The organism is Scandinavium sp. (assembly GCF_036271055.1).
In the GTDB taxonomy this organism is placed as follows: Bacteria; Pseudomonadota; Gammaproteobacteria; order Enterobacterales; family Enterobacteriaceae; genus Scandinavium.
The window spans coordinates 43,183-69,460 of the sequence record NZ_DATBBJ010000055.1 but is presented as its reverse complement, the minus strand read 5'-3'; the positions used below and the strand labels follow the sequence as shown (position 1 = coordinate 69,460).

At 55.0% G+C, this 26,278-nt stretch carries 26 protein-coding genes; 8 read left to right on the top strand and 18 right to left on the bottom strand.

What is annotated here, in order from left to right:
- Window positions 1-26 precede the first annotated feature (26 nt).
- Together rmuC and udp are read right to left on the bottom strand one after the other, a co-directional pair.
- On the bottom strand, window positions 27-1,478 hold the full coding sequence (gene rmuC / locus VH187_RS07815) for a DNA recombination protein RmuC (protein WP_414713912.1): 1,452 nt from the start codon (window positions 1,476-1,478) through the stop codon (window positions 27-29).
- Between the two features lie 139 nt (window positions 1,479-1,617).
- Complete coding sequence (gene udp, locus VH187_RS07810; RefSeq protein WP_329700892.1) at window positions 1,618-2,379, bottom strand: uridine phosphorylase; 762 nt, start codon at window positions 2,377-2,379, stop codon at window positions 1,618-1,620.
- A gap of 251 nt (window positions 2,380-2,630) precedes the next feature.
- Between udp and VH187_RS07805 the strand changes: the two genes are divergently transcribed.
- Window positions 2,631-3,440: a dienelactone hydrolase family protein gene (locus VH187_RS07805; RefSeq protein WP_329700891.1), complete on the top strand. Its 810-nt coding sequence runs from the start codon at window positions 2,631-2,633 to the stop codon at window positions 3,438-3,440.
- A gap of 47 nt (window positions 3,441-3,487) precedes the next feature.
- Here VH187_RS07805 and VH187_RS07800 read toward each other — a convergent pair whose 3' ends face one another.
- Together VH187_RS07800 and metE are read right to left on the bottom strand one after the other, a co-directional pair.
- The gene (locus tag VH187_RS07800) at window positions 3,488-3,940 is read right to left on the bottom strand and encodes a hypothetical protein (RefSeq protein ID WP_329700890.1); all 453 of its coding nucleotides are present in this window, start codon (window positions 3,938-3,940) and stop codon (window positions 3,488-3,490) included.
- Window positions 3,941-4,722: 782 nt separating this feature from the next.
- Window positions 4,723-6,984 (bottom strand): 5-methyltetrahydropteroyltriglutamate--homocysteine S-methyltransferase, encoded by a 2,262-nt coding sequence (gene metE, locus VH187_RS07795; protein WP_329700889.1) that lies wholly within the window; start codon window positions 6,982-6,984, stop codon window positions 4,723-4,725.
- Between the two features lie 232 nt (window positions 6,985-7,216).
- Between metE and metR the strand changes: the two genes are divergently transcribed.
- Complete coding sequence (metR, locus tag VH187_RS07790) at window positions 7,217-8,170, top strand: HTH-type transcriptional regulator MetR (protein WP_329700888.1); 954 nt, start codon at window positions 7,217-7,219, stop codon at window positions 8,168-8,170.
- Here the strand turns inward: metR and VH187_RS07785 are convergent.
- The gene (locus VH187_RS07785; protein WP_329700887.1) at window positions 8,058-8,957 is read right to left on the bottom strand and encodes a carboxylate/amino acid/amine transporter; all 900 of its coding nucleotides are present in this window, start codon (window positions 8,955-8,957) and stop codon (window positions 8,058-8,060) included. The two genes, metR and VH187_RS07785, sit on opposite strands and share 113 nt — an antisense overlap.
- A gap of 193 nt (window positions 8,958-9,150) precedes the next feature.
- Between VH187_RS07785 and VH187_RS07780 the strand changes: the two genes are divergently transcribed.
- Window positions 9,151-9,951 carry an EAL domain-containing protein gene (locus tag VH187_RS07780; protein WP_329700886.1) on the top strand — a complete coding sequence of 267 codons (801 nt, stop codon included), beginning with the start codon at window positions 9,151-9,153 and terminating at the stop codon, window positions 9,949-9,951.
- Here VH187_RS07780 and yigL read toward each other — a convergent pair.
- Entirely contained in the window at window positions 9,938-10,744 is an 807-nt protein-coding gene (yigL, locus tag VH187_RS07775; RefSeq protein ID WP_329700885.1) for a sugar/pyridoxal phosphate phosphatase YigL, read from the bottom strand. The genes VH187_RS07780 and yigL overlap by 14 nt on opposite strands.
- Window positions 10,745-10,785: 41 nt before the next feature.
- Window positions 10,786-11,778, bottom strand: coding sequence for a lysophospholipase L2 (gene pldB, locus VH187_RS07770; protein ID WP_329700884.1), 993 nt, complete (start codon window positions 11,776-11,778; stop codon window positions 10,786-10,788).
- A 110-nt stretch (window positions 11,779-11,888) separates the two neighbouring features.
- On the opposite strand from pldB, the gene rhtB reads away from it, so the two are divergent.
- Window positions 11,889-12,509 (top strand): homoserine/homoserine lactone efflux protein, encoded by a 621-nt coding sequence (gene rhtB / locus VH187_RS07765; protein WP_329700883.1) that lies wholly within the window; start codon window positions 11,889-11,891, stop codon window positions 12,507-12,509.
- Here the strand turns inward: rhtB and rhtC are convergent, their stop codons facing one another.
- The 3 genes from rhtC to pldA form a co-directional block, all read right to left on the bottom strand.
- Window positions 12,510-13,130: a threonine export protein RhtC gene (gene rhtC, locus VH187_RS07760; protein WP_329700882.1), complete on the bottom strand. Its 621-nt coding sequence runs from the start codon at window positions 13,128-13,130 to the stop codon at window positions 12,510-12,512.
- 63 nt (window positions 13,131-13,193) lie between these two features.
- Window positions 13,194-15,023 carry an ATP-dependent DNA helicase RecQ gene (gene recQ / locus VH187_RS07755; protein WP_329700910.1) on the bottom strand — a complete coding sequence of 610 codons (1,830 nt, stop codon included), beginning with the start codon at window positions 15,021-15,023 and terminating at the stop codon, window positions 13,194-13,196.
- Between the two features lie 65 nt (window positions 15,024-15,088).
- Window positions 15,089-15,958 (bottom strand): phospholipase A, encoded by an 870-nt coding sequence (pldA, locus tag VH187_RS07750; protein WP_329700881.1) that lies wholly within the window; start codon window positions 15,956-15,958, stop codon window positions 15,089-15,091.
- 153 nt (window positions 15,959-16,111) lie between these two features.
- Here pldA and yigI point away from each other — a divergent pair, with 153 nt between their 5' ends.
- From yigI to VH187_RS07730, 4 genes are all read left to right on the top strand, one after another.
- A complete protein-coding gene (yigI, locus tag VH187_RS07745; RefSeq protein ID WP_125353410.1) occupies window positions 16,112-16,579 on the top strand; it encodes an acyl-CoA thioesterase YigI in 468 nt (155 codons plus the stop codon).
- 50 nt (window positions 16,580-16,629) lie between these two features.
- A complete protein-coding gene (rarD, locus tag VH187_RS07740) occupies window positions 16,630-17,523 on the top strand; it encodes an EamA family transporter RarD (protein WP_329700880.1) in 894 nt (297 codons plus the stop codon).
- A gap of 108 nt (window positions 17,524-17,631) precedes the next feature.
- Window positions 17,632-18,618 (top strand): fatty acid desaturase, encoded by a 987-nt coding sequence (locus tag VH187_RS07735; protein WP_329700879.1) that lies wholly within the window; start codon window positions 17,632-17,634, stop codon window positions 18,616-18,618.
- The gene (locus VH187_RS07730) at window positions 18,608-19,342 is read left to right on the top strand and encodes a phosphate/phosphite/phosphonate ABC transporter substrate-binding protein (RefSeq protein WP_329700878.1); all 735 of its coding nucleotides are present in this window, start codon (window positions 18,608-18,610) and stop codon (window positions 19,340-19,342) included. The genes VH187_RS07735 and VH187_RS07730 overlap by 11 nt, the downstream gene beginning before the upstream one ends.
- Here the strand turns inward: VH187_RS07730 and corA are convergent.
- From corA to lptM, 8 genes are all read right to left on the bottom strand, one after another.
- Window positions 19,320-20,270 (bottom strand): magnesium/cobalt transporter CorA, encoded by a 951-nt coding sequence (gene corA, locus VH187_RS07725; protein ID WP_329700877.1) that lies wholly within the window; start codon window positions 20,268-20,270, stop codon window positions 19,320-19,322. The two genes, VH187_RS07730 and corA, sit on opposite strands and share 23 nt — an antisense overlap.
- A gap of 149 nt (window positions 20,271-20,419) precedes the next feature.
- Window positions 20,420-20,476 (bottom strand): YsgD/CorL family protein, encoded by a 57-nt coding sequence (gene ysgD, locus VH187_RS23460; RefSeq protein WP_414713914.1) that lies wholly within the window; start codon window positions 20,474-20,476, stop codon window positions 20,420-20,422.
- Window positions 20,477-20,624: 148 nt separating this feature from the next.
- Complete coding sequence (gene uvrD, locus VH187_RS07720; protein ID WP_329700876.1) at window positions 20,625-22,787, bottom strand: DNA helicase II; 2,163 nt, start codon at window positions 22,785-22,787, stop codon at window positions 20,625-20,627.
- A 64-nt stretch (window positions 22,788-22,851) separates the two neighbouring features.
- On the bottom strand, window positions 22,852-23,568 hold the full coding sequence (gene yigB / locus VH187_RS07715) for a 5-amino-6-(5-phospho-D-ribitylamino)uracil phosphatase YigB (protein WP_329700875.1): 717 nt from the start codon (window positions 23,566-23,568) through the stop codon (window positions 22,852-22,854).
- Window positions 23,568-24,470 carry a tyrosine recombinase XerC gene (gene xerC / locus VH187_RS07710; RefSeq protein WP_329700874.1) on the bottom strand — a complete coding sequence of 301 codons (903 nt, stop codon included), beginning with the start codon at window positions 24,468-24,470 and terminating at the stop codon, window positions 23,568-23,570. The genes yigB and xerC overlap by 1 nt, the downstream gene beginning before the upstream one ends.
- A complete protein-coding gene (locus VH187_RS07705) occupies window positions 24,467-25,174 on the bottom strand; it encodes a DUF484 domain-containing protein (RefSeq protein WP_329700873.1) in 708 nt (235 codons plus the stop codon). The genes xerC and VH187_RS07705 overlap by 4 nt, the downstream gene beginning before the upstream one ends.
- Entirely contained in the window at window positions 25,171-25,995 is an 825-nt protein-coding gene (gene dapF / locus VH187_RS07700; RefSeq protein WP_329700909.1) for a diaminopimelate epimerase, read from the bottom strand. Before dapF ends, VH187_RS07705 begins: the two co-directional genes overlap by 4 nt.
- Window positions 25,996-26,031: 36 nt before the next feature.
- The gene (gene lptM, locus VH187_RS07695) at window positions 26,032-26,235 is read right to left on the bottom strand and encodes an LPS translocon maturation chaperone LptM (RefSeq protein WP_329700872.1); all 204 of its coding nucleotides are present in this window, start codon (window positions 26,233-26,235) and stop codon (window positions 26,032-26,034) included.
- Window positions 26,236-26,278 lie beyond the last annotated feature (43 nt).

The following is a 26,278-nucleotide window of genomic DNA, read 5'->3' as shown; positions in this document are numbered from 1 at the left end:
CAGATTGGGCGCGTTTCCCCTATGCCTCAACCGCGCTGTGAAACGCGAGAAGGCTCCGTTTCAGCGGGGTCGTCTGAGTCAGAAAACCGCGCTTCATTTTCATCAAATGTGTTATCGCTATAACCCAAGGTCTCTTCTTGTGCGGTCGCCTGTTCGACGAGATCCGGGTTGATTTCGCGTTTGACTTCAACACCTAAACCACGGAAGGATTCTGCCTGCGCCAGCAGGTTCCCCCGCCCGGAAGTGAGTTTTTTCATCGCCTGGCGGTAGTTATCCTGGGCTTTATCTAAACCTTGCCCAATCGCAGACATATCATCGACAAACAGCCGCATTTTGTCGTACAAGCGGCTCGCGCGGTCGGCAATCTGTTGGGCATTACGACTCTGATGCTCATAACGCCAGAGGTTGGCGATAGTACGCAGCGCCACCAGCAGCGTGGTCGGGCTCACCAGCATAATGTTGTTTTTCAACGCCTCGGTGATGAGCTCGGGCTGGCGGTCAATCGCCAGTAAGAACGCGGGCTCTACCGGGATAAACATCAGCACATAATCGAGCGAACGCAGGCCCGGTAACTGCTGATAATCTTTGCGCCCCAACAGACGAATGTGATTACGCACCGAGGCGATATGTTCCTGCAACGCAGCTTCACGAATGTAGTCGTCTTCGGCATTGAAATAACGCTCATACGCGACGAGAGTCATTTTGGCATCAATCACCACATCTTTGTCCTGAGGCAAACGTACAATCACATCGGGCTGCATCCGCGCGCGGGTATCGGTTTCAATACTAACCTGCGTCTGGTATTCGTGGCCTTCACGCAGGCCAGAAGCTTCCAGCACGCGCGTAAGCACCACCTCGCCCCAGTTTCCCTGCGTTTTGTTATCGCCTTTCAGTGCTTTGGTCAGGTTGACCGCTTCCTGAGTCATTTGCGCATTCAGCTGCTGCAGATTCCGAATTTCATGAGCCAGCGTGTGACGCTCCTGCGCCTCTTTGCCAAAGCTGTCCTGCACCTGACGACGAAAACCGTCAAGCTGTTCGCGCAACGGGGTCAGCAAGCCATGCAGGCTCTGGCGGTTCTGTTCGTCTACCCGGCGATTACTGTGCTCAAAAATTCGATTGGCGAGGTTTTCAAACTGCTCACTGAGGCGCTGTTCGCTGCTCACCATCTGGCGAATTTTGTCTTCGGCGTGCAACTGTGTGGACTCGAGGCGGGTGGTGACTTCACGCAGATCGGCCTCCAGCGAAGTGTTGATTTCCCGCAGGCTGCGCAATTCGTTATTGAGGAGTTCGCATTCGTCGCGCCAGTGGGCATGCTGCATGAGCTGCTGTTTCGTGGCGCTGAATTCGATGTCGAGCTCATGCCGTTCTTCAATGAAATCGGCACGTAACCGGTCGGCATGCGATTTAGTGGCGAGCCAGCCAAACGCCGCCCCGACAATCAGTGCTGCCACTGCGCTTATAATAATTGAAATGTCCACCGCTCCCCCTGCGTCAACGACTTACCGGCACAACATAGAATTGTGCTGTATAAACGTCCAGTTGGAAAGGTCTTTCCTGCGAGGATGCACGCAAAAAAGAAAAGGCCGAACGCGTCGGCCTTATCAGAGATAAAGAGGATTACAGCAAGCGGCGAGCCGCTTCGACCACAATTTTCACCGCGTGGCTTTCGGTTTTCTTCATGGTTTCCGCGTTCGGAATTTCTTGCTGGGTGCGGTTGACGATTACGCCCGCCACCATCCCGGCGCGCAGACCCTGGCTGGAACACATGGTCAGCAGCGTTGCGGATTCCATTTCATAGTTCATCACGCCCATCGACTGCCACTCTTCCATTGAGCCTTTGTAGCGGTTCACCACACGGCCGGAGAAGGTGTCGTAACGCTCCTGGCCTGGGTAGAAGGTGTCGGAAGAGGCGGTCACGCCGATATGCGTGGTCGCACCTACGGATTTCGCGGCTTCAACCAGCGCAGTGGTACATGCGAAGTCAGCCACTGCCGGGTATTCCATCGGCGCGAAATGCAGGCTTGCGCCGTCAAGTCGTACGGACGCAGTGGTCACCAGCACATCACCGACATTAATATTCGGTTGGATCGCGCCTGTGGTGCCGACACGCAGGAAAGTGCGAATGCCCAGTTGTGCCAACTCTTCGACAGCAATAGAAGTTGATGGGCCGCCGATACCGGTGGAACACACGATAACCGGTTTGCCATCCAGCTCTGCACGCCAGGAGGTGAATTCACGATGCGATGCCAGCTTAACCGGCTTGTCCATCAGCGCGGCGATCTTTTCCACACGCTCTGGATCGCCCGGGACGATAGCGAGCGTTGCCCCTTGTAAATCATTTTTGGTGAGGCCGAGATGAAAAACATCAGACTTAGACATAAAAAACTCCTCTCTGGGTCGAGTTGTCAGCAGAAGCAAAAACGCACTTTACCGAAGCTGCAGACACATTTTCGTGACAGCCATCACTTTGGGAGAAAATGTTTGCATTGAATTTCTTATAAAAAGTGATTTACATCACATTAACAAGCGATAACGATAACCACTGCACATAAGATAGCCGTTTTCTGGCACTGTGAATTGTTAACCTGCGGACTATAGTTATTTTTGCGCTAATGGGTACGGAGAATGCCATGACTGACAAACAACCCGGTTTTGCACCGGCTGCTGCACCTCACGCATCAACCCCGATTCTGACACCTGAAGATGCCATCATCGCGGGTGAAACATCGATTCCTTCGCAGGGCGAAAACATGCCTGCGTTTCACGCCCGCCCAAAAAATACCGACGGCCCTTTGCCGGTGGTGATTGTGGTGCAGGAAATCTTTGGCGTGCATGAGCATATTCGCGATATTTGTCGTCGTCTGGCAGGTGAAGGTTATCTGGCGATTGCGCCGGAGCTGTATTTCCGTCAGGGCGACCCTAACGATTTTGCCGACATCCCGACACTGTTCAGCGGCCTGGTGTCGAAAGTGCCGGACGCACAAGTGCTGGCGGATCTCGATCACGTCGCCAGTTGGGCCTCGCGCAACGGCGGCGACGCCAACCGTCTACTGGTCACCGGTTTCTGTTGGGGCGGACGTATTGCCTGGCTGTACGCGGCGCACAATCCACAATTAAAAGCGGCTGTGGCGTGGTACGGCAAACTGGTTGGCGACAAGTCGCTGAATTCGCCAAAACATCCGGTGGATGTCGCAACCGATCTCACCGCTCCCGTGCTGGGTCTGTATGGCGGCCAGGATACCAGTATCCCGCTTGAGAGCGTGGAAACGATGCGCCAGGCGCTACGGGCGGCGAACGCCAAAGCGGAAATTATCGTCTACCCGGAAGCAGGACACGCATTTAACGCCGATTACCGCCCAAGCTATCACGAAGAGTCCGCCAAAGACGGCTGGCAAAGAATGCTGGCGTGGTTTACGCAGTACGGCGGGAAGAAGGGGTAAGACTTTTACAGGCCGCCCGGCCATTCCGCCGGGCGTGGCACCTAAGCTCAGGCATGCGTGATAAACGGCGTTTTGAGTTGGTCGACTAGCAAGTAAATCAGATCGTGCAGTAATCCCACCAGATCCTGACTGTTTCTGTCCAGCAGCGTCTTCCCGGACAGCGCCAGTGTCAGCGCATCAGCATAATCCAGCAGCATTTCCGTATCGTGCCAGAAGTCCGGCACGTCAGTCACAGGCACCGTTTCCGTCGTTAATTGGCTGACCAGGTTTTCAGGCAAATCTTCAGCGCAGCGCTGACGCAATACGGTTAAGGCATGCGCCAGTCGTCCGCATAACGCCAGGCGATAATACTCATCCTGACATTCCACCATGACGCAGACAAACGCTGCACATTGATCGAGAGCGGTAAAAAGATCGGCCGATCCGGGCAGCGGGACATCGAGGACGTCTTGTATTTGATGTTTAAAATTTTCTGAGCAGGTCTGAATAGTCGTCGTCATAAGGCAGCTCTTGTGTTTTTGATTTAAGGAGCCACCACCGGAGTTCCTACACTCACAGGTGGTGACGCTGACGGGGGTAGGAAATACCGGGAACACAAGAAACCGGCCAACCTTTCGGTTGCCCCGCCAGCGACACCATAGAGTTTACTGTGATGTACGTCGGCCTGACACATAAAAATGCGCCATCTCGTATTCAACACGGGTTCCTACGCCCGGCTGCGGGATTGACCGCAACGCCATCACCTTATGAATTTCATGGTTATAAAGAAAGCGGTTTTCCGCGTTGCAGCGAAGTTGCTTTCGCTTTTGCGAGCACGTTCGAGGATTTGCGCTTTTGCTCATCCAGGCTCCGGTGTTGTTCCCCGCTGAAACCGCCGAGCTGGCGACCGGATGACAAGGTCAGGCCGCCATGGATGGCGGACTGAGGCGAAATGAGCCAGGGACGTCGAGTCGAGCCGACCTTAGGCAGCCGGTCGGCAGGGAGGGAAGTGCGAAGCACCGGTTTCATTCGCGGGGTCGCAGGGATTGATAAGGGAGCCGCGAGAGGCTCCCTTATCCCGTTCACGAGCTGAAAAACTTTAGGGAGAAATTGATCTAATAGTGAACGGAACAATACTCAGAACTTAACTATCTCCCCAACTTAATAGCAATAATCACCTGCCAAATTACAGACATCCATAAGAAAAAGCCCGGTGGCGGCTTGCGCCTTACCGGGCCTACGCTACTTCAGCACCAACGAAAAGGTAGACCCGGCAAACGCAGTGCCGCCGGGCAACAGCTCCTTAAGCCTGACGCAAATTCTGCGCCGCCTTCACCATGTTCGCCAGCGCGGCGCGGGTTTCTGGCCAACCGCGGGTTTTTAGGCCGCAGTCTGGGTTCACCCACAGGCGTTCTGCTGGAATACGCTGGGCGGCTTTTTGCAGCAGCGCTTCAATCCATTCCACGCTTGGCACGTTCGGGGAGTGAATGTCGTACACGCCTGGGCCGATTTCGTTCGGGTATTCGAACTCTTCGAACGACTCCAGCAGCTCCATGTCTGACCGCGAGGTTTCGATGGTGATAACGTCAGCGTCCAGCGCAGCGATGGAATCCATGATGTCGTTGAACTCGCAATAACACATGTGGGTGTGGATCTGCGTTTCATCTTGCGCCACCGCGGCGTTGATGCGGAAGGCTTCAACGCCCCACGCCAGGTATGCTTCCCAGTCACTCTGACGCAGCGGCAACCCTTCGCGCAGCGCCGGTTCGTCAATCTGGATGATGCCGATACCCGCCGCTTCCAGATCCGCGACTTCATCCCGCAGCGCCAGCGCAATCTGTTTGGCGATGGTTTCACGGGTCACATCTTCACGCGGGAACGACCAGCAAAGGATCGTCACCGGGCCGGTCAGCATCCCTTTCACCGGTTTGTCGGTCAGAGACTGCGCGTATTTCGCCCATTCCACGGTGATCGCTTCCGGGCGGCTGATGTCGCCGATCACGACCGGTGGTTTCACGCAGCGGGAGCCGTAGCTCTGCACCCAACCGTTTTGGGTGAAGACGAAGCCATCCAGATGCTCGCCAAAATATTCCACCATGTCGTTACGCTCGGCTTCGCCGTGTACCAGCACATCCAGTCCCAAACGTTCCTGCTCTACGATCGCCTGTTTGATGTGCTCGGCGATACCGGTGCGGTAGTTATTCGCGTCCAGCGCGCCTTTTTTGAAGTCCAGACGCAGGCCGCGAATTTCGGTGGTCTGCGGGAATGAACCAATCGTCGTGGTCGGCCAGGCTGGCAGATTAAAACGGGTGCGCTGAGCTTCGGCACGCTCGGCGTAAGGACGGGCGCGCTGGCTGTCCTGCGCGGTGATCGCCGCCAGGCGTTTTTCCACCGCCGCATTGTGTACACGCGTTGAATGACGACGCGCCTGAATCGGAGCGCTCCATTCAGTGATGGCGGCCGTGTCGCCGCTGTTCAGCGCATCGCGCAGCAGCGCCAGTTCCTGACATTTTTGCAGCGCGAAGGCAAACCAGCTTTTCACTTCGGCATCGAGACGGGTTTCAACACTCAGATCGATTGGGCTGTGCAGCAGCGAACATGACGAAGCCACCCACAGATCACGTTTGCCCACGATGTCCTTAATTTGTGCGTATTTCTCAGTGAGATCGGCACGCCAGACATTACGACCATTGACCAGACCGGCGGACAACAGCCAGTCGGCAGGCAGGCGTTGATGCAGTTCGGCGACCTCATCTTTACCGTGTACCAAATCGACATGCAGCCCCTGCACTGGCAGTGACGTGATGGTGTCGAGGTTCGGGGTGACGCCTTCGAAATAGGTGGTCAGCAGTAGTTTCGTCTGACCTTGCAGCGCGTCATAGGCTGGCTGGAAAGCCTCGAGCCATGGACGAGGCAGTTCAAGCACCAGAATCGGTTCGTCGATTTGAACCCACTCCACGCCGCGTTTTGCCAACTCTGCCAGCACCTGCTGGTAAACCGGGAGAATATCTTTCAGCAGACTCAGGCGGTCAAACTGTTCACCTTTTACTTTACCTAGCCACAGATAAGTGACCGGGCCGAGCAGGACGGGTTTTACTTTATGACCCAGCGCCAGCGCTTCATCGACTTCATCCAGCAACTGTGTCCAGGTCAGTTTGAACTGCTGGCCCTGGCTAAACTCCGGCACCATGTAGTGATAGTTGGTGTTAAACCATTTGGTCATTTCCGCCGCTGCTGCCGGTTCGCCGGTTGGGGCACGACCGCGACCAAGACGGAACAGGGTGTCGATATCAACTGAACCGTCTTTGTTCTGATGACGAGCCGGCACGTTGCCCAGCAGCAGGCTGGTGGTCAGAACATGGTCGTACCAGGCGAAATCGCCGACCGGGAGTAAATCTACGCCAGCGTCTTTCTGCTGTTGCCAGTGACGGGAACGCAGCTCGCGGCCCACATTCAGCAGTTCTTCACGGGTGATGTTACCCGCCCAGTAGCTTTCCTGTGCTTTTTTCAGCTCGCGGCGCAGGCCAACGCGGGGAAATCCGAGGGTGTGGTTCTTAATCGTCATATTGTCGCCTCTTAATGATGTAATCCGAAAGATTTCGGATTCAGGGCAGGCGGCAAGATGGCTTATCCCCGGGAGCTTACTTGAGTAAGTGACCGGGGTAAGCAAGCGCTGCCAACGCACCATGAATTCGAAAGATAAAGGATTTAGCCGTCCAGATGTTTACACATCCATAATTGACAGGTAGTGTGTATTTCACAAGCGCAACATTTTCATGCCGAAGTGAAGGACTTTCATGATCGAGATTAAACACCTGAAAACGCTGCAAGCGTTGCGGAACAGCGGATCGCTTGCAGCAGCGGCGGCGATGCTGCACCAGACGCAATCCGCGCTTTCTCACCAGTTCAGCGATCTGGAACAGCGCCTTGGCTTCCGCTTGTTTGTGCGTAAAAGTCAGCCGCTGCGCTTTACGCCGCAGGGCGAAATCCTGTTGCAGTTGGCCAATCAGGTTCTGCCGCAGATTAGTCGTGCGCTACAAGCCTGCAATGAGCCGCAGCAAACCACACTTCGTATCGCCATTGAGTGCCATAGCTGTATTCAGTGGCTGACGCCTGCGCTGGAGAACTTCCGTGCGGGCTGGCCGCAGGTGGAGATGGATTTCAAATCCGGCGTGACGTTCGACCCGCAGCCTGCTTTACAGCAAGGCGAGCTGGATATCGTGCTGACCTCGGACATTCTGCCGCGCAGCGGTCTGCATTATTCGCCGATGTTTGATTATGAAGTGCGTCTGGTGATGGCCCCGGAACATCCGCTGGCGGCGAAAGCACGTATTACGCCAGAAGATCTCGCCACTGAATCACTGCTGATTTACCCGGTGCAGCGTCAACGGCTGGATATCTGGCGTCACTTCCTGCAACCGGCTGGCGTTAGCCCATCGTTAAAAAGCGTGGATAACACATTGCTGTTGATTCAGATGGTGGCGGCGCGAATGGGCATTGCCGCCCTGCCGCACTGGGTGGTGGAGAGTTTTGAGCGCCAGGGTCTGGTAGTGACTAAAACCCTGGGTGAAGGCTTGTGGAGTCGGCTGTACGCCGCCGTGCGCGATGGCGAGCAGCGTCAGCCGGTAACAGAAGCGTTTATTCGTTCAGCGCGGAATCACGCCTGCGATCATCTGCCGTTTGTGCGGAGCGCGGAGCGACCCAATGGCGATGGACCCACAGCGAAGCCACAATTACCAACGCACCTATGATAAAACTCGGCCAGTGGGGCTGCTGTTGCCAGATGGCGAGATTCACCAAAAGCCCGGCAGGCACATGCATATTGTTCATGATCCCAAGCGTCCCGGCGTCCACCTGTGTGGCGCCGTAGTTCCACATGAAGTAACCGAGACCAGACGCCACCACACCGAGCCACACCAAAATGCCCCATTGCAGCGTCGTCGTGGGCAGTTTTTGCGGATTGCCAAGCATGAACCACGCGACGACCGCGACAATACACGCCCCCAGATAAAACCACGCGAAGGCGTTATGCTGCGGCATCGGGTGAATTTCCATCAAGCGCTTGTAGCCCACCATGCCGAGAGCAAAGCTGATATTCGACAGTTGCACCAATAACAAGCCGGTCCAGAAATGCGGGCTGACGTGGTCATAACGAATGATCGCCGCGCCCACCACTGCCAGCATGGCGCTCAGCAAATAGCCCCAACGTAATCTGCGTTTGCTCATCAGGTCATAAATCAGCGTGATATACAGCGGCGTGAGCACCGTGAACAGCAGGAATTCAGAGACGGTCAGGTACAGATAGGCACGGAACGCGAGCAGATACATGATACCGAGCTGCATCGCGCCCACCAGCATGTACATCAGTAGCACTCGAGCGGATTGCCCGCGCGCTCGCAGAAACGGCAGGAAAACCAGCGCAGCCAGCCCCACGCGCATCAGCACGGAAAAATAGCTGTCGACGCTCCCGGCCAGGTATTCGCCAATCAGGCTAAAGGAAAACGCCCACAGAACAGTGGTAATGATCAATAACGGCACGATGAGGCTCTCTCAGGATAACAAGCGCTCATTGTAGCGGAGTATTCAGTTGACAACTGGTCAAAGATAAATCAATCATGTTCTAAGCAAGCGTTTTCCTTGCCCGAATTAGGCCATTACTGATAGTTAAACCGCTAATTTCGAGGAATACTGGTCCCCTTCCCCCATCAGGAGCGCTTTCAGGATGGAGTCCGTGTCCGACAACAGTTTTATTCCGGCTTTACTTTGCCAACTGAACGCCTCGCGCGCCCGGTTGAAAAAGGCCATTCATTCTCAGCAGCTTGAAATGTGGTATCAACCCATTGTGCAGCTGGAGAGTGGTTGTGTTGTGGGCGCAGAAGCACTGATCCGCTGGCCACAGCCGGATGGAAAACTGCTGCCGCCGGACAGTTTTATTCCCTTTGCACGTGAAACCCATTTATTGACCCGCATGACGAAATGGGTCATTGAACAAGTGCTTAGCGATTTAGGCGACTGGTTACGCCAGAATCCGCGTCAGTACGTGTCGATCAATATCGAGCCCGACGACCTGCAATCCACCGACCTGCTGTTCCATCTCACCGCGCTGTGCAGTGACTATGGCGTCCGCTCGCAGCAAATCGTTCTGGAAATCACCGAAAGCAGCATGATCGATCCCGAAGCGATTGCCCCGATGGTCGAGTGCTATCGCAAGGCAGGTCATGCCATCTATCTGGATGATTTTGGCAGCGGTTACGCCAATCTGAACTATCTGCAGGCGCTGAAATTCGACATGCTGAAAATCGACAAAACACTGGTTGATCCGGTCCCTGGCAAGAGCTTACTGCCACAGGTGATCGCCCTGGCTCAGTCATTGTCGCTGGAGCCACTGGCGGAGGGGGTAGAAACACAGGCGCAGGCCACATGGCTGAAGTCACATGGCGTGAAGTACGCTCAGGGCTGGCTATACAGCAAAGCCCTAACGAGTAGGGCTTTTATTGAGTGGAGCGAATCACGCTACGCTACGGCTGATTGAGATACAGTCGGCGCAGATAATGAGGCACGGCGTCGTCCGCGTTGGTGCCAATCACTTCCAGTTCAGGATGCAAATCTTTCAGGCGCTGATGCGCGTTTTCCATGATGCAGCCTTTGCCTGCCATGGAGAGCATTTCGGCGTCGTTCATGCCATCGCCGAAGGCGATGCAATCCGGCAGACCGTAACCCATCATTTTCGCCACAGCTTCCAGCGCATGCCCTTTCGATACACCGCCCGCCATCACTTCCAGACAAGTCAGGGTCGAGAAACTCACGTTGACCCGATCGCCCCAGCGCGCGTTGATCGCCTGTTCCAGCGGCAGCAGCACTTCGTGGTTTGGTGAGGAGAAGAACACTTTGCTCACGCCTTCCGCTTCCAGCAGGCCCGGTTCATACAGCTCGTAGTTGAAGGTAGCTTCTTTAAAGAAACGCATCTCTTCCGGACGGTGACGGTTCATGAACCATTCGTCGTTGCGATACACGTTGGTGACGATATCCGGGTTGTTGTTCACCACACCAAATAAGTCAGACGCGATATCGCTGTCGAGGTTGTGGGCAAACACCAGATTACCGTCGGTATCGTGCACGCGTGCACCGTTAGAGGTGATCATGAAAGCCTTGATACCCAGGCCATCACGGATCTGTCCAACGTCAATATGGTGGCGACCCGTTGCAAAAACGAAGTTCACACCTTTCTCAGTGAGAAGGGTCAGCGTTTCTTTGGTGTAGGGGGAAAGACGATGGTCGGGATTGAGCAGCGTACCATCTAAATCAGACGCAACAACCTGGTACATAAACGAATTAAACCTCTGGTAAGAGCGGCATGAGCGCCGGATTAATTATGTCGATCAAAAAACTCGACGAGGGTCTTGAGCGCGACTGAGCGCATATCGTCCTTTTCGAAAAGGATCTCATGATAAGCACCTTGTATGACAAGCGGGCGGTCACCTTCACAAGGTTTTCCCGCTGCGGCGCGGCGTTCACAATAACGATCGTGCATTCGGTTATCCACGACCTTTTCTTCTTCGGCCTGAATCAGCAGCGTTGGGGTGTTGTCGTTCGCCGCACCGGCCAATATTTCTTCTCCGGCAAGTATCCCTTCCCGCACCCAATGGTACGTTGGCCCGCCGACGCGAATATAAGGATTGTCGGCATAGAACCCGAGGTTACGCCGATAACGTTCACGGCTGTGAGTCAGGATGTTGAGGCTGAACGGTAATGCGTGCCAGCGCCCGGTGCCCATGGCATAGCTTTCTCTGATGCGCTGATGGCCCTCAGCGAAATCAAGAATAGGCCGCACCATCCAGTCAGGCAGACGCATGATAATACCGAACATTGGCGCACAAAGCGCGAGTGCATCGCACTGCCCAGGGTTTCGCTGCGCAAACAGCGTGGAGATGGCACCACCCATTGAATGCCCCAGAATGTAGCGCTTACGCCACGGCCCCGGTGCCACTTCCTGTTGCCAGAAGGCGGTCAGATCATCGACATAATCACTGAAATTCACCACATGTCCGCGATGGCTGTCGTCGAGCATTCGCCCGGATAACCCCTGACCACGATGATCGATAATCAGCACGTCGAATCCGCTGTAGAACAGATCGTAGGCCAGCTCCGCATACTTCACGTAGCTTTCGATACGGCCCGGACAGACGACAATCACCCGATCGTGCTTTTTGGCACGAAAGCGAACAAAGCGTACCGGAACATTGTCCACGCCTGTAAATTCGGCTTCTTCACGTTGTCGCCAAAAATTATTCAGCGGCCCCATCGTGAAAGCGGCAAACGCGTTTTCTCTGGTTTTCCAGTCCATTTCCTGCCGAAACATCGGCTATCTGCCCCCTGCTAACGCGGAAGATCATATTTTGAATGGCGTAACTTACAACACCTGTGCAATGAGGTATTGTGGCATAAAAACAATCAACCAGGGAGTCTCTCGTGACCTTTGAATGGTGGTTCGCCTATCTGCTAACGTCCATTATCTTAAGCCTTTCCCCGGGCTCCGGGGCTATCAACACCATGACCACGGCCATCAATCACGGGTATCGTGGCGCAGCGGCGTCGATTGCCGGGCTGCAAACCGGGCTTGGCATTCATATCGTGTTAGTCGGCGTAGGCTTAGGCACACTGTTTTCCCGTTCGGTGCTGGCGTTCGAGATATTGAAATGGGCCGGTGTCGCCTATCTTATCTGGCTTGGCATTCAGCAATGGCGAGCCGCAGGCGCTATTGATCTCAATGCGGTGGCAAAAGTGCAGACTCGCGGGCATTTGTTTAAACGCGCGGTGTTTGTGAATCTGACCAACCCGAAAAGCATCGTGTTTCTGGCCGCGCTGTTCCCGCAGTTTATCGTGCCGCATCAACCACAGGTGATGCAGTATGTGGTGCTCGGCGTGACGACCATTGTAGTGGATATCATCGTGATGATTGGCTATGCGACGCTGGCAACGAGAATTGCCGGGTGGATCAAAGGCCCTCGTCAGATGAAGGCCCTGAATAAGATTTTTGGATCGTTATTTATGCTGGTGGGCGCACTGCTTGTGTCAGCGCGCCATGCATGATTAGCGGGAGATAATCAGGTGAATGCCAAATCCGGCAAACAGCGTACCGGCTACGCCGTCAATCCATTTGGCCATGCGCTGATAGCCACGGCGCATGGTCGGCAACGCGAACAGACTCGCGACCACGGTAAACCACGCGAAAGTTTCGACAACAATCAGCACAAAGATGCCCCAGCGCTCTGCACCGCCGATGTCATCTCCGACGAACAGTGAGAACACCGAGCCGAAATAGATAATCGCTTTCGGGTTGGCAAGGTTGGTCAGCAGGCCTTTGAGGAAACTTTTTCCGCCCTGCGCCAGTTCGACTTCCGGCGTTTCAACGGGGGCTTCACTCTTTTTGAGTGCGCCGCGCAGCATCTGATACCCCATCCAGCACAGATACAAACCGCCGCCGACCATGATGATGTTGTGCAGCCAGGCCATTTTTGCGATCAGCAGATGCAGGCCGAGCAACGCCACGCCCGCCCATACCATCACACCTGCGGTAATGCCGAGTACGCCCATCATCGCTTCTTTACGGGAGCGACTGACGGCCGTTTGCGACACAAAGAAAAAGTCCGGGCCGGGGCTCATCAGCGCAATTAAATGCACCATCGCCACGGTGAGAAATAACATCAGCATAGGAAACTCGCGGAGAGTATTGATTCAGTGAATAGTTATCCTGGCACTTTTTCGCCCGGATGACTACTCCTCATCATCCCCGTCGACGTGAGAACGGATAAGTGCCAGAAACTCCTGACCAAAACGCTCCAGCTTACGCACTCCGACGCCGTTCACACTGAGCATTTCACCCGGCGACGTTGGCATTTGTTCGGCCATTTCAATCAGCGTGGCGTCGTTAAACACCACGTAAGGTGGGATGTTTTCTTCATCGGCGATGACTTTACGCAGCTTGCGCAGTTTGGCGAACAGCTTGCGGTCGTAATTGCCGCCGTAGGATTTCTGCGCCACACGCGGTTTGAGCGCTTGTACGCGTGGCACTGCGAGCTGCAAGGGAATTTCAGCACGCAGGACAGGACGCGCAGCCGCAGTAAGCTGTAAAGCCGAATGCATAGCGATATTCTGCGTAGCAAAACCGAGGTGAATGAGCTGGCGGATAACACTCACCCAGTGTTCGTGGCTCTTGTCGCGGCCCATCCCGTACACTTTGAGCTTATCGTGGCCCATTTCGCGAATGCGCTGATTATTGGCACCGCGCAGCACTTCCACCACGTAGCCCATGCCAAAACGTTGATTGACGCGACCAATGGTTGAGAGCGCAATCTGTGCATCGTTCACGCCGTCGTACTGCTTCGGCGGGTCGAGGCAAACATCGCAGTTGCCGCACGGCTCCTGGCGCCCTTCGCCAAAATAGTTCAGCAACACCAGACGACGACAGGTTTGCGCTTCGGCAAACGCGCCCATCGCGTTGAGCTTATGACGTTCGATGTCCAGCAACTGACCTTGCGGTTTTTCCTCCAGACAGCGGCGCAACCATGCCATATCCGCCGGATCGTAAAACAACATCGCTTCGGCAGGTAGCCCGTCACGCCCGGCACGGCCCGTTTCCTGATAGTAGGATTCGATGTTGCGTGGAATGTCGAAATGCACCACGAAGCGTACGTTGGGTTTGTTGATGCCCATCCCGAAGGCGACCGTCGCCACCACGATTTGCAGGTCATCACGCTGGAAGCGTTCCTGCACATCGGCGCGCACGTTATGTTCCAGTCCGGCGTGATACGCGCCCGCGCTGATGCCACGGCTTTGCAGACGCGCGGCGGTGTCTTCCACTTTCGCGCGGCTGTTACAGTAAATAATGCCGGATTTGCCGCGCTGTTCCTGCACGTATCGCATCAACTGATCGAGCGGTTTGAACTTCTCCATCAGCATGTAACGAATATTCGGGCGGTCGAAACTGCTGATCTGGATCAGCGGATCGTTAAGACCCAGCAGGCGCACAATATCACTGCGGGTAGTGTCATCGGCGGTGGCGGTCAGCGCCATAAACGGCAGCGTCGGATAACGCTGACGCAATTGACCCAACGCGGCGTATTCCGGGCGGAAATCGTGACCCCATTGGGAAATACAGTGCGCTTCGTCGACCGCCAGCATCACCGGATTCCAGTGGCTGAGATTGTCGAGGAAGTTGTCGAGCATCAGGCGTTCAGGGGCGATATACAGCAGGCGAATTTTGCCCGTGCGGCAGCCTGCCATTACATCCTGTTGCTGTTCGCGACTTTGCGTGGAGTTCAGACAGGCCGCAGACACGCCGTTGGCGAGCAGTTGGTCGACCTGATCTTTCATCAGTGAGATCAGCGGAGAGACGACAACCGTCAGGCCGTCGAGCACCAGCGCGGGAACCTGATAGCACAGGGATTTCCCACCGCCGGTCGGCATCACCACCAGACAGTCTCGCCCTGCGAGCGCCGTCTCGATGATGGTTTCCTGACCCGGGCGGAACTGCTGGTAGCCAAAGGTTTCCTGTAAAACCTGTTTTGCCAGCGTTACCTGATTGATCACTTCCGCCTGCGCCACACTCACCCCAATCCTGAAATTAAAACAGGCGCTATTTTCAGCGCCTGAGAGCAAGAGTGCAACGTTTAAAACAGATCGTTGAGCATTACACCTACGCCGACTCGCGTCTGGTTGTAGTTGTAATCGATCAGCGACTCGCCGTAACCACTGTACAGTTGGGTATAAATCCGCACATGTTTGGTCATCGGATAGCTCAGACCCAGCTCTGCGCCGCCGTAGCCTGTATTCCAGTTGTACTGGCCTTTGACGCTTAACACGGCATCGCCCAGGTGGTAACCCACTTTGAGCTGGTAATAGCCCATGTACTTGGTGATGTCCGGGTTGTCATCGGTATCGCCCACCACATACCACGGTTTCACTTCTACCTGCCAGTTACCGTGTTGCGCCATCAGACGCGTGTAAAGACGGTTCCAGCTACGGGAAGTGGGATCGGAACGCCCGTTAGAATCGTGGTTAAAGCCAAACTCGACATCACGCAGCGTCCAGCCAGCAAACTGATAATCGGTGGCAAAACCGAGGAACAACTGCGGCTCGTAGTTGGTTTCACGGAACGGCGCAGACTCAGAAGTGTTAGAGAGCTGCCACCAGGACTTCTGGGTATAAGACGCGCCCAACACCGAGTTATCGCCCAAAATACCGCGCCACAGCGGGAACGCTAAACTCAGTTGAAATTTCACCTCATCCTTGCGCGCATTGTCGGCCCAGTTGTAACTCTGGATCGCCTCTTTGTTCATGTCGCTGGTATAGGTGTAAATCACATAATTGCTGTCGTACGGATAGAGCGTAAAAGGATTGTCGTGTTCTTGCAGCATATTAGCGATGATGCTGCCACGCACGGCGGGCGCATCATGTACGTCTTTAATTGTCGCTTCCTGCGCATAAACGGAAAGTGGCAGCCCTGCTACTGCCAGTAACCAACCCAGCCTGGTTCGCATTGGGAGTTCTCCTGAGAAAATTTATTATTAGATAATGAGTCGTGGCTCATTTTACATACTTATCCATTTCTTGCGCGGTTATCGGTTCTGAAAGTAGAAATCAACATTCCATCGGCATAAAATCAACATTTCATTTACCAATGGACAGGTGCTATGTCAGCAGAATTGACCGCCGAAGCCGCGCTGAAACTGGTCGGCGATATTTTTGTGTATCACATGCCGTTTAACCGTGCGCTGGGTCTTGAGCTGGAACGCTACGAGAAATCTTTTGCTCAACTGAGTTTTAACAACCAGCCGATGATGGTCGGCAACTGGGCGCAAAGCATCCTGCATGGCGGGGTGATTGCCTCAGCGCTGGATGTCGCCGCAGGCCTGGTCTGCGTGGGCAGTACGCTTACCCGTCACGACACCATCAACGAAGATGAATTACGTCAGCGTTTATCACGAATGGGCACCATCGATTTGCGCGTCGATTATCTGCGCCCCGGACGCGGCAACCGCTTTACCGCCACCAGCAGTCTGCTGCGAGCAGGGAATAAAGTCGCCGTCGCGCGGGTGGAATTGCATAACGAAGAGCAGGTCTATATCGCCAGCGCAACCGCCACTTATATGGTGGGTTGAAGCAGTAAAATCGGGTAACATCCCTTTACTTTTATGTAACGGATTTTCCCATGGATGCGAAACAAACGCGGCAAGGGGTGCTACTCGCCCTTGTCGCTTATTTTATTTGGGGCGTGGCACCAGCGTACTTCAAGCTGATTCACTACGTACCTGCCGACGAAATTCTCACTCACCGTATTATCTGGTCGTTCTTCTTTATGGTGGCGCTGATCACCGTCAGCCGTCAGTGGGATGGCATTAAACGGCTGTGCCAGACACCGAAAAAGATCTTCCTGTTGGCGCTCTCTGCGGTGCTGATTGGCGGCAACTGGCTGCTGTTCATTTGGGCGGTGAATAACCAGCATATGCTGGAAGCGAGTCTCGGCTACTTCATCAACCCGCTGGTGAATATTGTGTTGGGGATGATCTTCCTCGGCGAGCGCTTCCGTCGGATGCAGTGGTTCGCGGTATTCCTCGCGGCTTGTGGCGTACTGGTTCAGCTCTGGACGTTCGGTTCGCTGCCCATCATTGCGTTAGGGTTGGCGTTCAGTTTTGCGTTCTACGGCCTGGTGCGTAAGAAAATCGCTGTCGACGCGCAAACCGGCATGTTAGTGGAAACGCTGTGGTTGCTGCCGATCGCAGCGATTTATCTGTTCGGTATCGCCGACAGCGCCACCAGCCATATGGGGCAAAACTCATGGTCGCTGGATCTGCTGCTGATGGCAGCGGGCGTGGTCACGACCATTCCTTTGCTGTGCTTCACTGGAGCGGCTACCCGATTGCGCCTTTCAACGCTGGGCTTCTTCCAGTACATCGGCCCGACGCTGATGTTTATCCTCGCTGTCGTGTTCTACGGTGAAACGCCGGGCGCGGATAAAATGGTGACCTTCGCGTTTATCTGGGTCGCGCTGGCGGTGTTCGTCGCGGATGCGCTTTATACCCTGCGCCGCACGCCAAAACTCTGATACCACGGGCTTTGCCAAATGGCGGCAAAGCTCTTTCAGTTAAATTCTTTGTTATTTCAAACGGCTTCTCACATCTTCAGCGGATAACCCCTTTGGATGTGAAGCCGGATGCTTATCCCCGATACCGCTAAACGAACCGCCTGGCTGCATGACGAACAACGTCAGACCGTGCGTCTGCTCGCTAAAAGCTGGCTATGGCGCAGCGAACTTCCCACGTGGCTCCTGATGTTCGTTATCTACGGCGGCTGGTTCGCAACGCTGGCTTTCAACGCCACGCTGGGGATTTTTGCTTCAACCGCCCTGCTGATTCTGTTCACTACCTGGTATCTGTCGCTTCAGCATGAGCTGATCCACGGGCACCCGACGCGCTGGCCACGATTCAATCAACTGTTCGGCCTGCTGCCGCTGGCGGTGTGGTATCCCTTCGGGTTGTATCGCGATTCCCACCTGGCCCATCATCGCAATCAGCTGCTGACCGTGCCGGGCGAAGATCCTGAGACCTATTATTTTTCTGCCGAACGCTGGCAGCAGTTTAGCCGCTGGCAGCAACGCATTATTCATATGCGAAATACTTTTTTGGGCCGTTTGTTCTTAGCTCCACTGTTAGATATTTTCGGCGTGCTTTCAGGAATGGTGACCTCGTTCAGACGAAGGGAACGCCGCGCCATTGTCATGTGGCTGGTGCATTTTGCGCTGTTAGCACTGGTGTTTGGCTGGCTGAACCACAACGGATTTTCCGTTGTGTGGTATCTGCTGGCGGTGAGCTATCCGGCGCTGGCAATCACCAAAATCCGTTCGTTTCTGGAACACCGGGCGGCGGACGACCCGCTGGCCCGGTCAGCCATCACCGAAACCTCGCTGCCGTGGCGTTTACTGTTTCTGAATCTGAACTATCATTCGGTCCATCACGATTTACCCGGCGTGCCGTGGTACGGCTTGCGTAACGTGTGGCTGCGCGACAAGGCGCAATACGAAGAGCGTAATCAAGGCTTTGTGGTGAAAGGCTATCGGGAATGGTGGCGTAACTATCGATTTAGCCCGGTAGATGTCACGGTGCATCCGGGAAAACCAGAGGGAAATCAGCATGGCCGGTAATATCGCGTTCCCGATGTATGACGTTAATCGCATCGCCACGGACGCGCTGGCAAAAGCCTTGCAGCAACGTTTTCCCGACGCGCAGCTTCAACATCCGGCAGATTTGCTCGCGCACTGGCAGGACGAAAACCTGCTGTTGAGCCAGACCTGCGGTTATCCGTTGGTAACGCTACTGACAGACGTGCAGGTGGTGGGTCATTTTCACTACACTGCACCCGGCTGTGAAGGCGGCCACTATCGCAGCCTGATTGTGGTGCGTGATGCCGATAAGCACAAAACCGTGACCGATTTTCGCGGACATATCGCCGCGTGCAACTCACCGGACTCACAGTCGGGCTATCATGCATTGCGTAATTATCTCAATCATGACGACACGTTTTTCCGCTCGATTGTGTGGAGTGGCAGCCATCGCCAGTCGCTAAAGACTGTGCAAAACGGAACCGCAGATCTGGCCGCGATCGACTGCGTCACTCTGGCGTTGCTTACACGTTATGAGCCGCAGGCTCTGAGCGGTTTGTCGATTATTGACGAGACAACATTAACGCCAGGTCTGCCGTTGATAACGTCACGCCACACATCCGCACAAACGCTGGCAGCGTTGCGACAGGCATTACGGGAAATTGCAGAGGATAAAAAAATCGCGGAACCGTTGTTGATCGGCGGCTTCAGTCCGGCAAGCCGCCGCGAGTATGACGTGATACTTACAGCCAGTTCCGGCGCTTGAAGTAGAGATACGGCGCGAGACCCGCCAGGATCATCAGAATAATGGCCGCAGGGTAACCGAAGCTAAGATCCAGTTCCGGCATAAACTTGAAGTTCATCCCGTAACTTGACGCCACCAGCGTCGGCGGCAGGAACACCACCGAAACCACCGAGAAGATTTTGATGATGCGGTTCTGCTCGATGTTGATAAAGCCCATCGCCGCCTGCATCAGGAAGTTAACTTTCTGGAACAAGGATTCGTTGTGCGGCAGCAGGGATTCGATATCTCGCAGGATTTCACGCGCTTGCTCAAGCTGAACCGCTGGTAAACGCGCTTTACGCACGAGGAAGTTCAGCGCGCGTTGGGTATCCATCAGACACAAACGCACTTTCCAGCCGATATCTTCCAGCTCTGCTAACGTCGACAGCGCTTCATCATATTCATCGCCCTGATGGCCTTCCATAATGACGCGGCTCAGCTTTTCCAGATCGCTGTAGATGTTTTCGATTTCATCCGCCAGCTGTTCGATTTTGGTTTCGAACAGATCAAGCAGCAGCTCAAACGCGTTACCGTCGACCATCTCCTGACTACGGGCGCGCATACGGTATAAACGGAACGCAGGTAATTCACGTTCGCGCAGCGTAAACAGGCGACCTTCGCGAATGGTAAACGCCACTGTGGAGTTACCGGCGTGGTCATCAGCATCTTCGAAGAAGAAGAAGGAGTGAATGTGCAGCCCGTCTTCGTCTTCAAAGAAACGGGCCGAGGCTTCGATGTCTTCCAGCTCAGGACGTGTTGCCAGATTTTGGCCCAGTTCTGTCTGTACGCGGTTACGCTCTTCGTCGTCCGGCTCCACCAAATCAACCCATACCGAGGTGGCAAGGTGTTCGATGTCATCCGACTCAAGACGCGTTAAGCGATTGTTTTCCAGTTGAAATGCGCTCAGCATGACCGGGACTCCCAATGCAAAAAATTATCGGACAGTACGGTGGGCACACAGAAACATCGGGGGTTTCAGACCATTAAGCCTGACTCAGAGCGACGGGAATATTGCATGTCACTGACAACCTCTAAGGCCATCAGCGTCGGGTGATAGCCTTAGGAGTTGTTCCTGGATTGCAGGAAATTGAGCCAGTATCTACTGGGTGTGTCCAAGGTATCAGTCCTCTTAGCGTATTCGTGTGCGCATGTTACGCCAGCCTAAATGCAGCGTCAACAGAGAGCGAAGCGCCAGGGCGGATTTCCCCCACTCTGGCGTTTAAGACTCACAGAATATTAAAAATTTATTATGTATTTCTTATGGTTATGCATTTTCGAGGCGTGCATAAGCCGCCACTAACCATTTGATACCCTGGCCCTGGAACGCCACCTGTAAACGGCTGTGTTCCCCGCTTCCTTCCAGATTCACAATCGTGCCTTCGCCAAATTTCGGGTGACGTACGCGCTGGCCCAGCTTGTAGCCCGTGTCGTTTTCCGACATCGGCGTGCCCATCTGACGATGGCTTACCGGGCGGCTCACAGTGGCGCGTAAGCGAACTTCTTCCACGCACGCTTCCGGCAATTCGCCGATAAAGCGAGACGGGCGATGGTAAACCTCTTTGCCGTACAGACGGCGGGTTTCGGCATAGGTCAGCGTCAGCTTTTGCATCGCGCGCGTCACGCCGACATACGCCAGACGGCGTTCTTCTTCCAGACGCCCGCCTTCATCCAGCGACATCTGGCTCGGGAACATGCCCTCTTCTACGCCGACAATAAACACCTGCGGGAACTCCAGTCCTTTCGCTGAGTGCAATGTCATCAGTTGCACCGCATCTTGCCAGGTGTCTGCTTGCCCTTCGCCCGCTTCCAGCGCCGCGTGAGACAAGAACGCCTGCAATGGCATTAAATCTTCTTCTTCGTCGTTGTAGCTGAACTGGCGCGTCGCCGTCACCAGTTCCTCTAAGTTCTCAATGCGCGTCTGGCCTTTCTCGCCTTTCTCTTGTTCATACATCATGAACAGGCCGGAATCTTTGATTACGCGGTCGGTTTGCACGTGCAGTGGCATGTCGGCCGTTTCCTGCGCCAGTGCGTCGATAAGCTCCATAAAGCGTTGTAAGGCGCTAGCCGCACGCCCTGCGAGGGCTTTATCTTTCAACAGTTCACGACAGGCTTGCCACAGCGTCAGTTGACGATCACGAGAGGCCTGACGCACCACGTCCAGCGTGCGATCGCCGATGCCACGCGTTGGCGTATTCACCACACGTTCAAACGCTGCATCGTCGTTGCGGTTGGCAATCAGACGCAGATACGACAGCGCATCTTTGATCTCCAGGCGTTCGAAGAAGCGCATCCCGCCATAAATACGGTACGGCATACTGACCTGCAACAACGCTTCTTCCAGCACACGCGACTGGGCGTTGCTGCGATAGAGAATGGCGCATTGTTCAAGCTGACCGCCGTTGTCCTGCCAGGCTTTAATACGACTCACCACAAAACGCGCTTCGTCCAGTTCGTTGAACGCGCAATAGAGTGAGATCGGTTCGCCGTCGACGCCATCGGTCCACAGCTTTTTGCCCAATCGCCCGTTGTTGTTTTCAATCAGGGCGTTAGCGGCACTCAGAATATTGTTGGTTGAACGGTAGTTCTGCTCCAGACGGATAGTTTCCGCACCGGGGAAATCGTTCAAAAAACGCTGGATGTTTTCGACCTGTGCGCCGCGCCAGCCGTAGATCGACTGGTCATCATCGCCGACGATCATCACTTTGCCGCTGTCGCCTGCCAGCATGCGGATCCAGGCGTACTGAATGTTGTTGGTATCCTGGAATTCGTCGACCAGAATGTTGGTAAAGCGTTCGCGGTAGTGCTGCAAAATGTGCGGCTTGTTGAGCCACAGCTCGTGTGCGCGCAACAATAGCTCGGCGAAATCCACCAGCCCTGCGCGATCGCAGGCTTCCTGATAGGCCTGATAAACCTTTTGCCAGGTTTGCTCCACCGGGTTGCCGAAACTTTGGACATGATGCGGGCGCAATCCTTCGTCTTTCTGACCGTTGATGTACCACATCGCCTGGCGCGGCGGCCACTGCTTCTCATCGAGGTTCATCGCCTTGATCAGACGTTTCAACAGTCGCAGCTGATCTTCGCTGTCGAGGATCTGAAAATCCTGCGGTAAGTTAGCGTCCAGATGGTGCGCACGCAGCAAACGGTGCGCCAGGCCGTGGAACGTACCGACCCACATGCCGCCCTGCGTTGTGCCCATCAATTGACCGATACGATGGCGCATTTCTGCTGCCGCTTTGTTGGTAAACGTCACGGCCATAATCGAATAGGGCGAGCAGTTTTCCACGCTCATCAGCCACGCAATACGGTGCACCAGCACGCGCGTCTTTCCGCTTCCCGCCCCTGCCAGCACCAGCATGTTAGTGCGCGACGCCGCCACGGCTTCACGCTGTTTGTCATTGAGGCTGTCGAGCAGGTAAGAAACGTCCATTGGCACCGCCGAAGAATGTCGGGGTTCACAGAACCCCTGGGAATTTATACAGAGTTGCTGATGATTATATCAGCGTAGTGAGGGATGCCAACCGCGAAATTTCGAGGTGAGGTAACAGACGGCTGTCGGCTATTTGCATCAAATCGCCGTCGAGCAGGTTTATCCAGCAGGCCTGCATGCCACAGCGGATCGCGCCTGCGACATCCGTCGTTAGATCATCGCCCACGTGCAGGATCTGCTTCAGCGGCACATCAAGGCGTTCTGCGGCCAGATGGTACATGTCGCTGAACGGCTTCGAGCGCCCATCGGGGCCCGCACGCAGCACAAACTTAAAATAGTCGTTCAGGCCGAACAGCTCTGGCTGCGCGTTGCCGTTAGTGATAGCCACCAGCGGCCATTTTTCTGCCAGACGCGCGAGGGTGTCGTGCGTTTCCTGCGGCACGTCTATCGCACTGCGCCATTGGGCAAAATTCGCCATCGCTGCATTGGCGCCAACGGTCGCTTCTCTCGCCGTCAGCCCGGCGTTCAGCATCGCCTGCTCAACCGCACGACGTCGCCATTCGGTCACGTCGTGATAAATGTCCGGATCGGCCTGGCGCAGCGATTGACGCAATTGATGAAAATCGCTGTTTTCCAGCGCCTGTAACGCGGGATGATAATTGCGAACGAACGCTAATGACTCTTTTTCCGTCCGGCGAATCACCTGCCGGTTGTCGTAAAGGGTGTCATCCAGATCGAACGTGAGAGCGGCTATCTGGCCGAGTGGGCGGTAAAAACGCATTATTTTCCCCGTTTGGCGCGTGGGTGTGCCTTGTCATACACCGAAGCAAGGTGTTGAAAATCAAGATGGGTATAGATTTGCGTCGTCGAGAGATTGGCGTGACCGAGCAATTCCTGCACGCCGCGCAAATCACCGCTGGATTCCAGCATATGGGTGGCAAAGGAGTGGCGCAGTTTATGCGGATTCACATGGCTGTTCAGCCCCTGCTTGATACCCCACTCCGCAAAACGTTTTTGCACGTTACGCGCCGAAATACGGTTCCCGAGCTTCGACAAGAACAGCGCGTTTTCTTCACTGCCAAACAGGCCACGCAAATCTAACCAATGCTCAATCCAGTGCACGGCATTGCGGCCAATCGGCAAACGGCGCTCTTTGCTGCCTTTGCCCATCACCCACACTTCACCGGATTCCAGATCGAGATGCTTAATGTCGAGATTGACCAGTTCGGACAGACGCAATCCCGCGCCGTACATCACTTCGAGCATCGCCCTGTCGCGCACTGCCAGCGGATCGTTGAGATCGATATCCAGCAGCCGGTTAACATCATCGACATCAATATTTTTCGGCAGGTGACGAGGGGCTTTCGGTGCAGAGACCGCTTTCGCCGGATTAGCCGGTAATTCGCCCTGGCTCACCAGCCAATCGAAAAAGCTACGCAAGGCCGACAAACGCAGTGCGAGACTTGCCGGGCCTAGCCCTTTACGACGGCTACGCACAGCGAAATTGCGCACCACCGCAGCGTCACATTGTTGCCAGCTTTTCACGCCGCTTTCTTCGGCTAAAGCAATAATGGCATCAAGCTGACGCTGATAGTTGAGCAAAGTGATGGGGCTGAGCTGGCGTTCGACGCCGAGATAGCGCAGGAAGCGTTCGGTGGACGCGGCAAGCGGAGACGACGTCATACGCGCTCGACCCAACGCTCCAACAAACCGGGCAACATCAGGGAGATTTCCTGCAGCAGATGCGTGCCTTGACCCGCCTGATAATGATGTAGATCGCGGCTGCTGAATAGCACCACGCCGAGATCGCCATCGCTGCCCAGCATCGACATCGCCACCGAGCCAATGGCTTTAGCATCGGGCATCATCACTAATAATTCAGGACCGTTCAGCGAGCCGAGAAAATGCGGCCCCTGACCCAAACGCTGAATGCGGATCGGTTCGAATGCCTGACGCGAGAGCGCCAGTTGAGTGAATTTAGACGGTGCGCCAATGCGCCAGCGATCGGCAAACAGGCGCACGGTTGCCCCTGCCAGGCCCAAATCACGCGCCCAACGATGGAAGCGATTAAGCAGGTCATCCAGACTTTCCGCTGCCGCCAGACGCGTTTGCAGATGCAGCAGGCGATAGAACAGGCTTTCGTTCGCCGTCGCCTGTTCCACCAGCATCGTCATGTTCTCTTCCAGCGCGTTAATGTGATTTCTCGCTCGCGCCATATGCCATTCGACCAACGACACCGTACCGCGAACCGGATGCGGCACGCGCATCTGCTCTACTGCCGGAGCATTGCGAATAAAGAACTCAGGATGTTGCAGCAGATAGTCGACCACCGCCCGATCATCGAGCGCGTTCAATTCTGCCTGCTGTTCTTCCCCGATTGGTTTCATAAATGAATAAATCCGTCGTAGACGTGTGCCGCCGGGCCCGTCATAAACAGCGGTTGACCCGGTCCTTTCCAGGCGATATCCAACCGCCCGCCTGGCAATTCTACGCGTACCTCTTCGGCCAGCAGCCCCTGCTGAATGCCTACGGCAACAGCCGCACAGGCGCCGCTTCCACAGGCCTGGGTTTCACCCGCGCCGCGCTCGAAGACGCGCAAACGGATGTGGTCGTTTTTTACCACCTGCATAAAACCGATATTGGCACGCTCAGGAAAACGTTCATGGCTTTCCATCACTGGCCCTAATGTTTCCACCGGAGCAGTATCAACGTCATCGACCTGAATCACGCAATGCGGATTCCCCATCGAGACAACGCCGCACATTATGGTTTGCTCGGCTGCACGCATAATATAGGTCTTTTCCGCTTTGTTCGCCCGGAAGGGAACCTGCGAAGGCTCGAAGTTAGGCTCACCCATATTCACCCGCACCAATTCGTCATCCGTTACGGTTAATACCATACGGCCATTGGCGGTACTGACGCGAATATCACGTTTATTGGTCAGGCCTTTGATACGTACGAAGCGTGCAAAGCAGCGCGCACCGTTGCCACACTGAGACACTTCGCTACCGTCAGCGTTAAAGATACGGTAGTGGAAATCGAGATCGGGGTCGTACGGGGGTTCAACCACCAGCAGTTGATCGAAGCCAACGCCGTGATGCCGATCGGCCAGGCGGCGGATCAGCTCCGGAGAAAAGAACACATTCTGCGTTACCGCATCGACGACCATGAAATCATTGCCCAGGCCGTGCATTTTAGAGAACTGCATCATTGACTCCATCCACGCAGAAACAACGGCTTCTTGTTAGTAGTTGACCTGAGTTGGGCCACCATTATCGCCACGATCGTTACGCGTCGGTTCGGTGGTCTGAGTACCCGGATTCACCGGCTGAGTCGGCGGAGCCGCGCTTTTATCTGCCGGCGGAAAATAGAGCGGCCCCTTCAGGCCACAGCCCGACAGAGTCAATAATGCAGCCAAAAGGACCAGCGGTCGAAAAAAGTTCTTCATTCTTATAGTGCCTGTGGTTGATGCTTTCTGCTTTCTATCATCG

Coding starts and splice junctions, on each gene's coding strand:
- lptM (WP_329700872.1), bottom strand. CDS start 26,235: ATGAAGAACTTTTTTCGACCGCTGGTCCTTTTGGCTGCATTATTGACT.
- rhtC (WP_329700882.1), bottom strand. CDS start 13,130: ATGCTGATGTTATTTCTCACCGTGGCGATGGTGCATTTAATTGCGCTG.
- yigI (WP_125353410.1), top strand. CDS start 16,112: ATGTCAGCAGAATTGACCGCCGAAGCCGCGCTGAAACTGGTCGGCGAT.
- metR (WP_329700888.1), top strand. CDS start 7,217: ATGATCGAGATTAAACACCTGAAAACGCTGCAAGCGTTGCGGAACAGC.
- yigL (WP_329700885.1), bottom strand. CDS start 10,744: ATGTACCAGGTTGTTGCGTCTGATTTAGATGGTACGCTGCTCAATCCC.
- yigB (WP_329700875.1), bottom strand. CDS start 23,568: ATGCGTTTTTACCGCCCACTCGGCCAGATAGCCGCTCTCACGTTCGAT.
- dapF (WP_329700909.1), bottom strand. CDS start 25,995: ATGCAGTTCTCTAAAATGCACGGCCTGGGCAATGATTTCATGGTCGTC.
- uvrD (WP_329700876.1), bottom strand. CDS start 22,787: ATGGACGTTTCTTACCTGCTCGACAGCCTCAATGACAAACAGCGTGAA.
- VH187_RS07730 (WP_329700878.1), top strand. CDS start 18,608: ATGGCCGGTAATATCGCGTTCCCGATGTATGACGTTAATCGCATCGCC.
- VH187_RS07735 (WP_329700879.1), top strand. CDS start 17,632: ATGCTTATCCCCGATACCGCTAAACGAACCGCCTGGCTGCATGACGAA.
- VH187_RS07805 (WP_329700891.1), top strand. CDS start 2,631: ATGACTGACAAACAACCCGGTTTTGCACCGGCTGCTGCACCTCACGCA.
- VH187_RS07800 (WP_329700890.1), bottom strand. CDS start 3,940: ATGACGACGACTATTCAGACCTGCTCAGAAAATTTTAAACATCAAATA.
- udp (WP_329700892.1), bottom strand. CDS start 2,379: ATGTCTAAGTCTGATGTTTTTCATCTCGGCCTCACCAAAAATGATTTA.
- rarD (WP_329700880.1), top strand. CDS start 16,630: ATGGATGCGAAACAAACGCGGCAAGGGGTGCTACTCGCCCTTGTCGCT.
- VH187_RS07705 (WP_329700873.1), bottom strand. CDS start 25,174: ATGAAACCAATCGGGGAAGAACAGCAGGCAGAATTGAACGCGCTCGAT.
- corA (WP_329700877.1), bottom strand. CDS start 20,270: ATGCTGAGCGCATTTCAACTGGAAAACAATCGCTTAACGCGTCTTGAG.
- metE (WP_329700889.1), bottom strand. CDS start 6,984: ATGACGATTAAGAACCACACCCTCGGATTTCCCCGCGTTGGCCTGCGC.
- pldB (WP_329700884.1), bottom strand. CDS start 11,778: ATGTTTCGGCAGGAAATGGACTGGAAAACCAGAGAAAACGCGTTTGCC.
- xerC (WP_329700874.1), bottom strand. CDS start 24,470: ATGACGTCGTCTCCGCTTGCCGCGTCCACCGAACGCTTCCTGCGCTAT.
- pldA (WP_329700881.1), bottom strand. CDS start 15,958: ATGCGAACCAGGCTGGGTTGGTTACTGGCAGTAGCAGGGCTGCCACTT.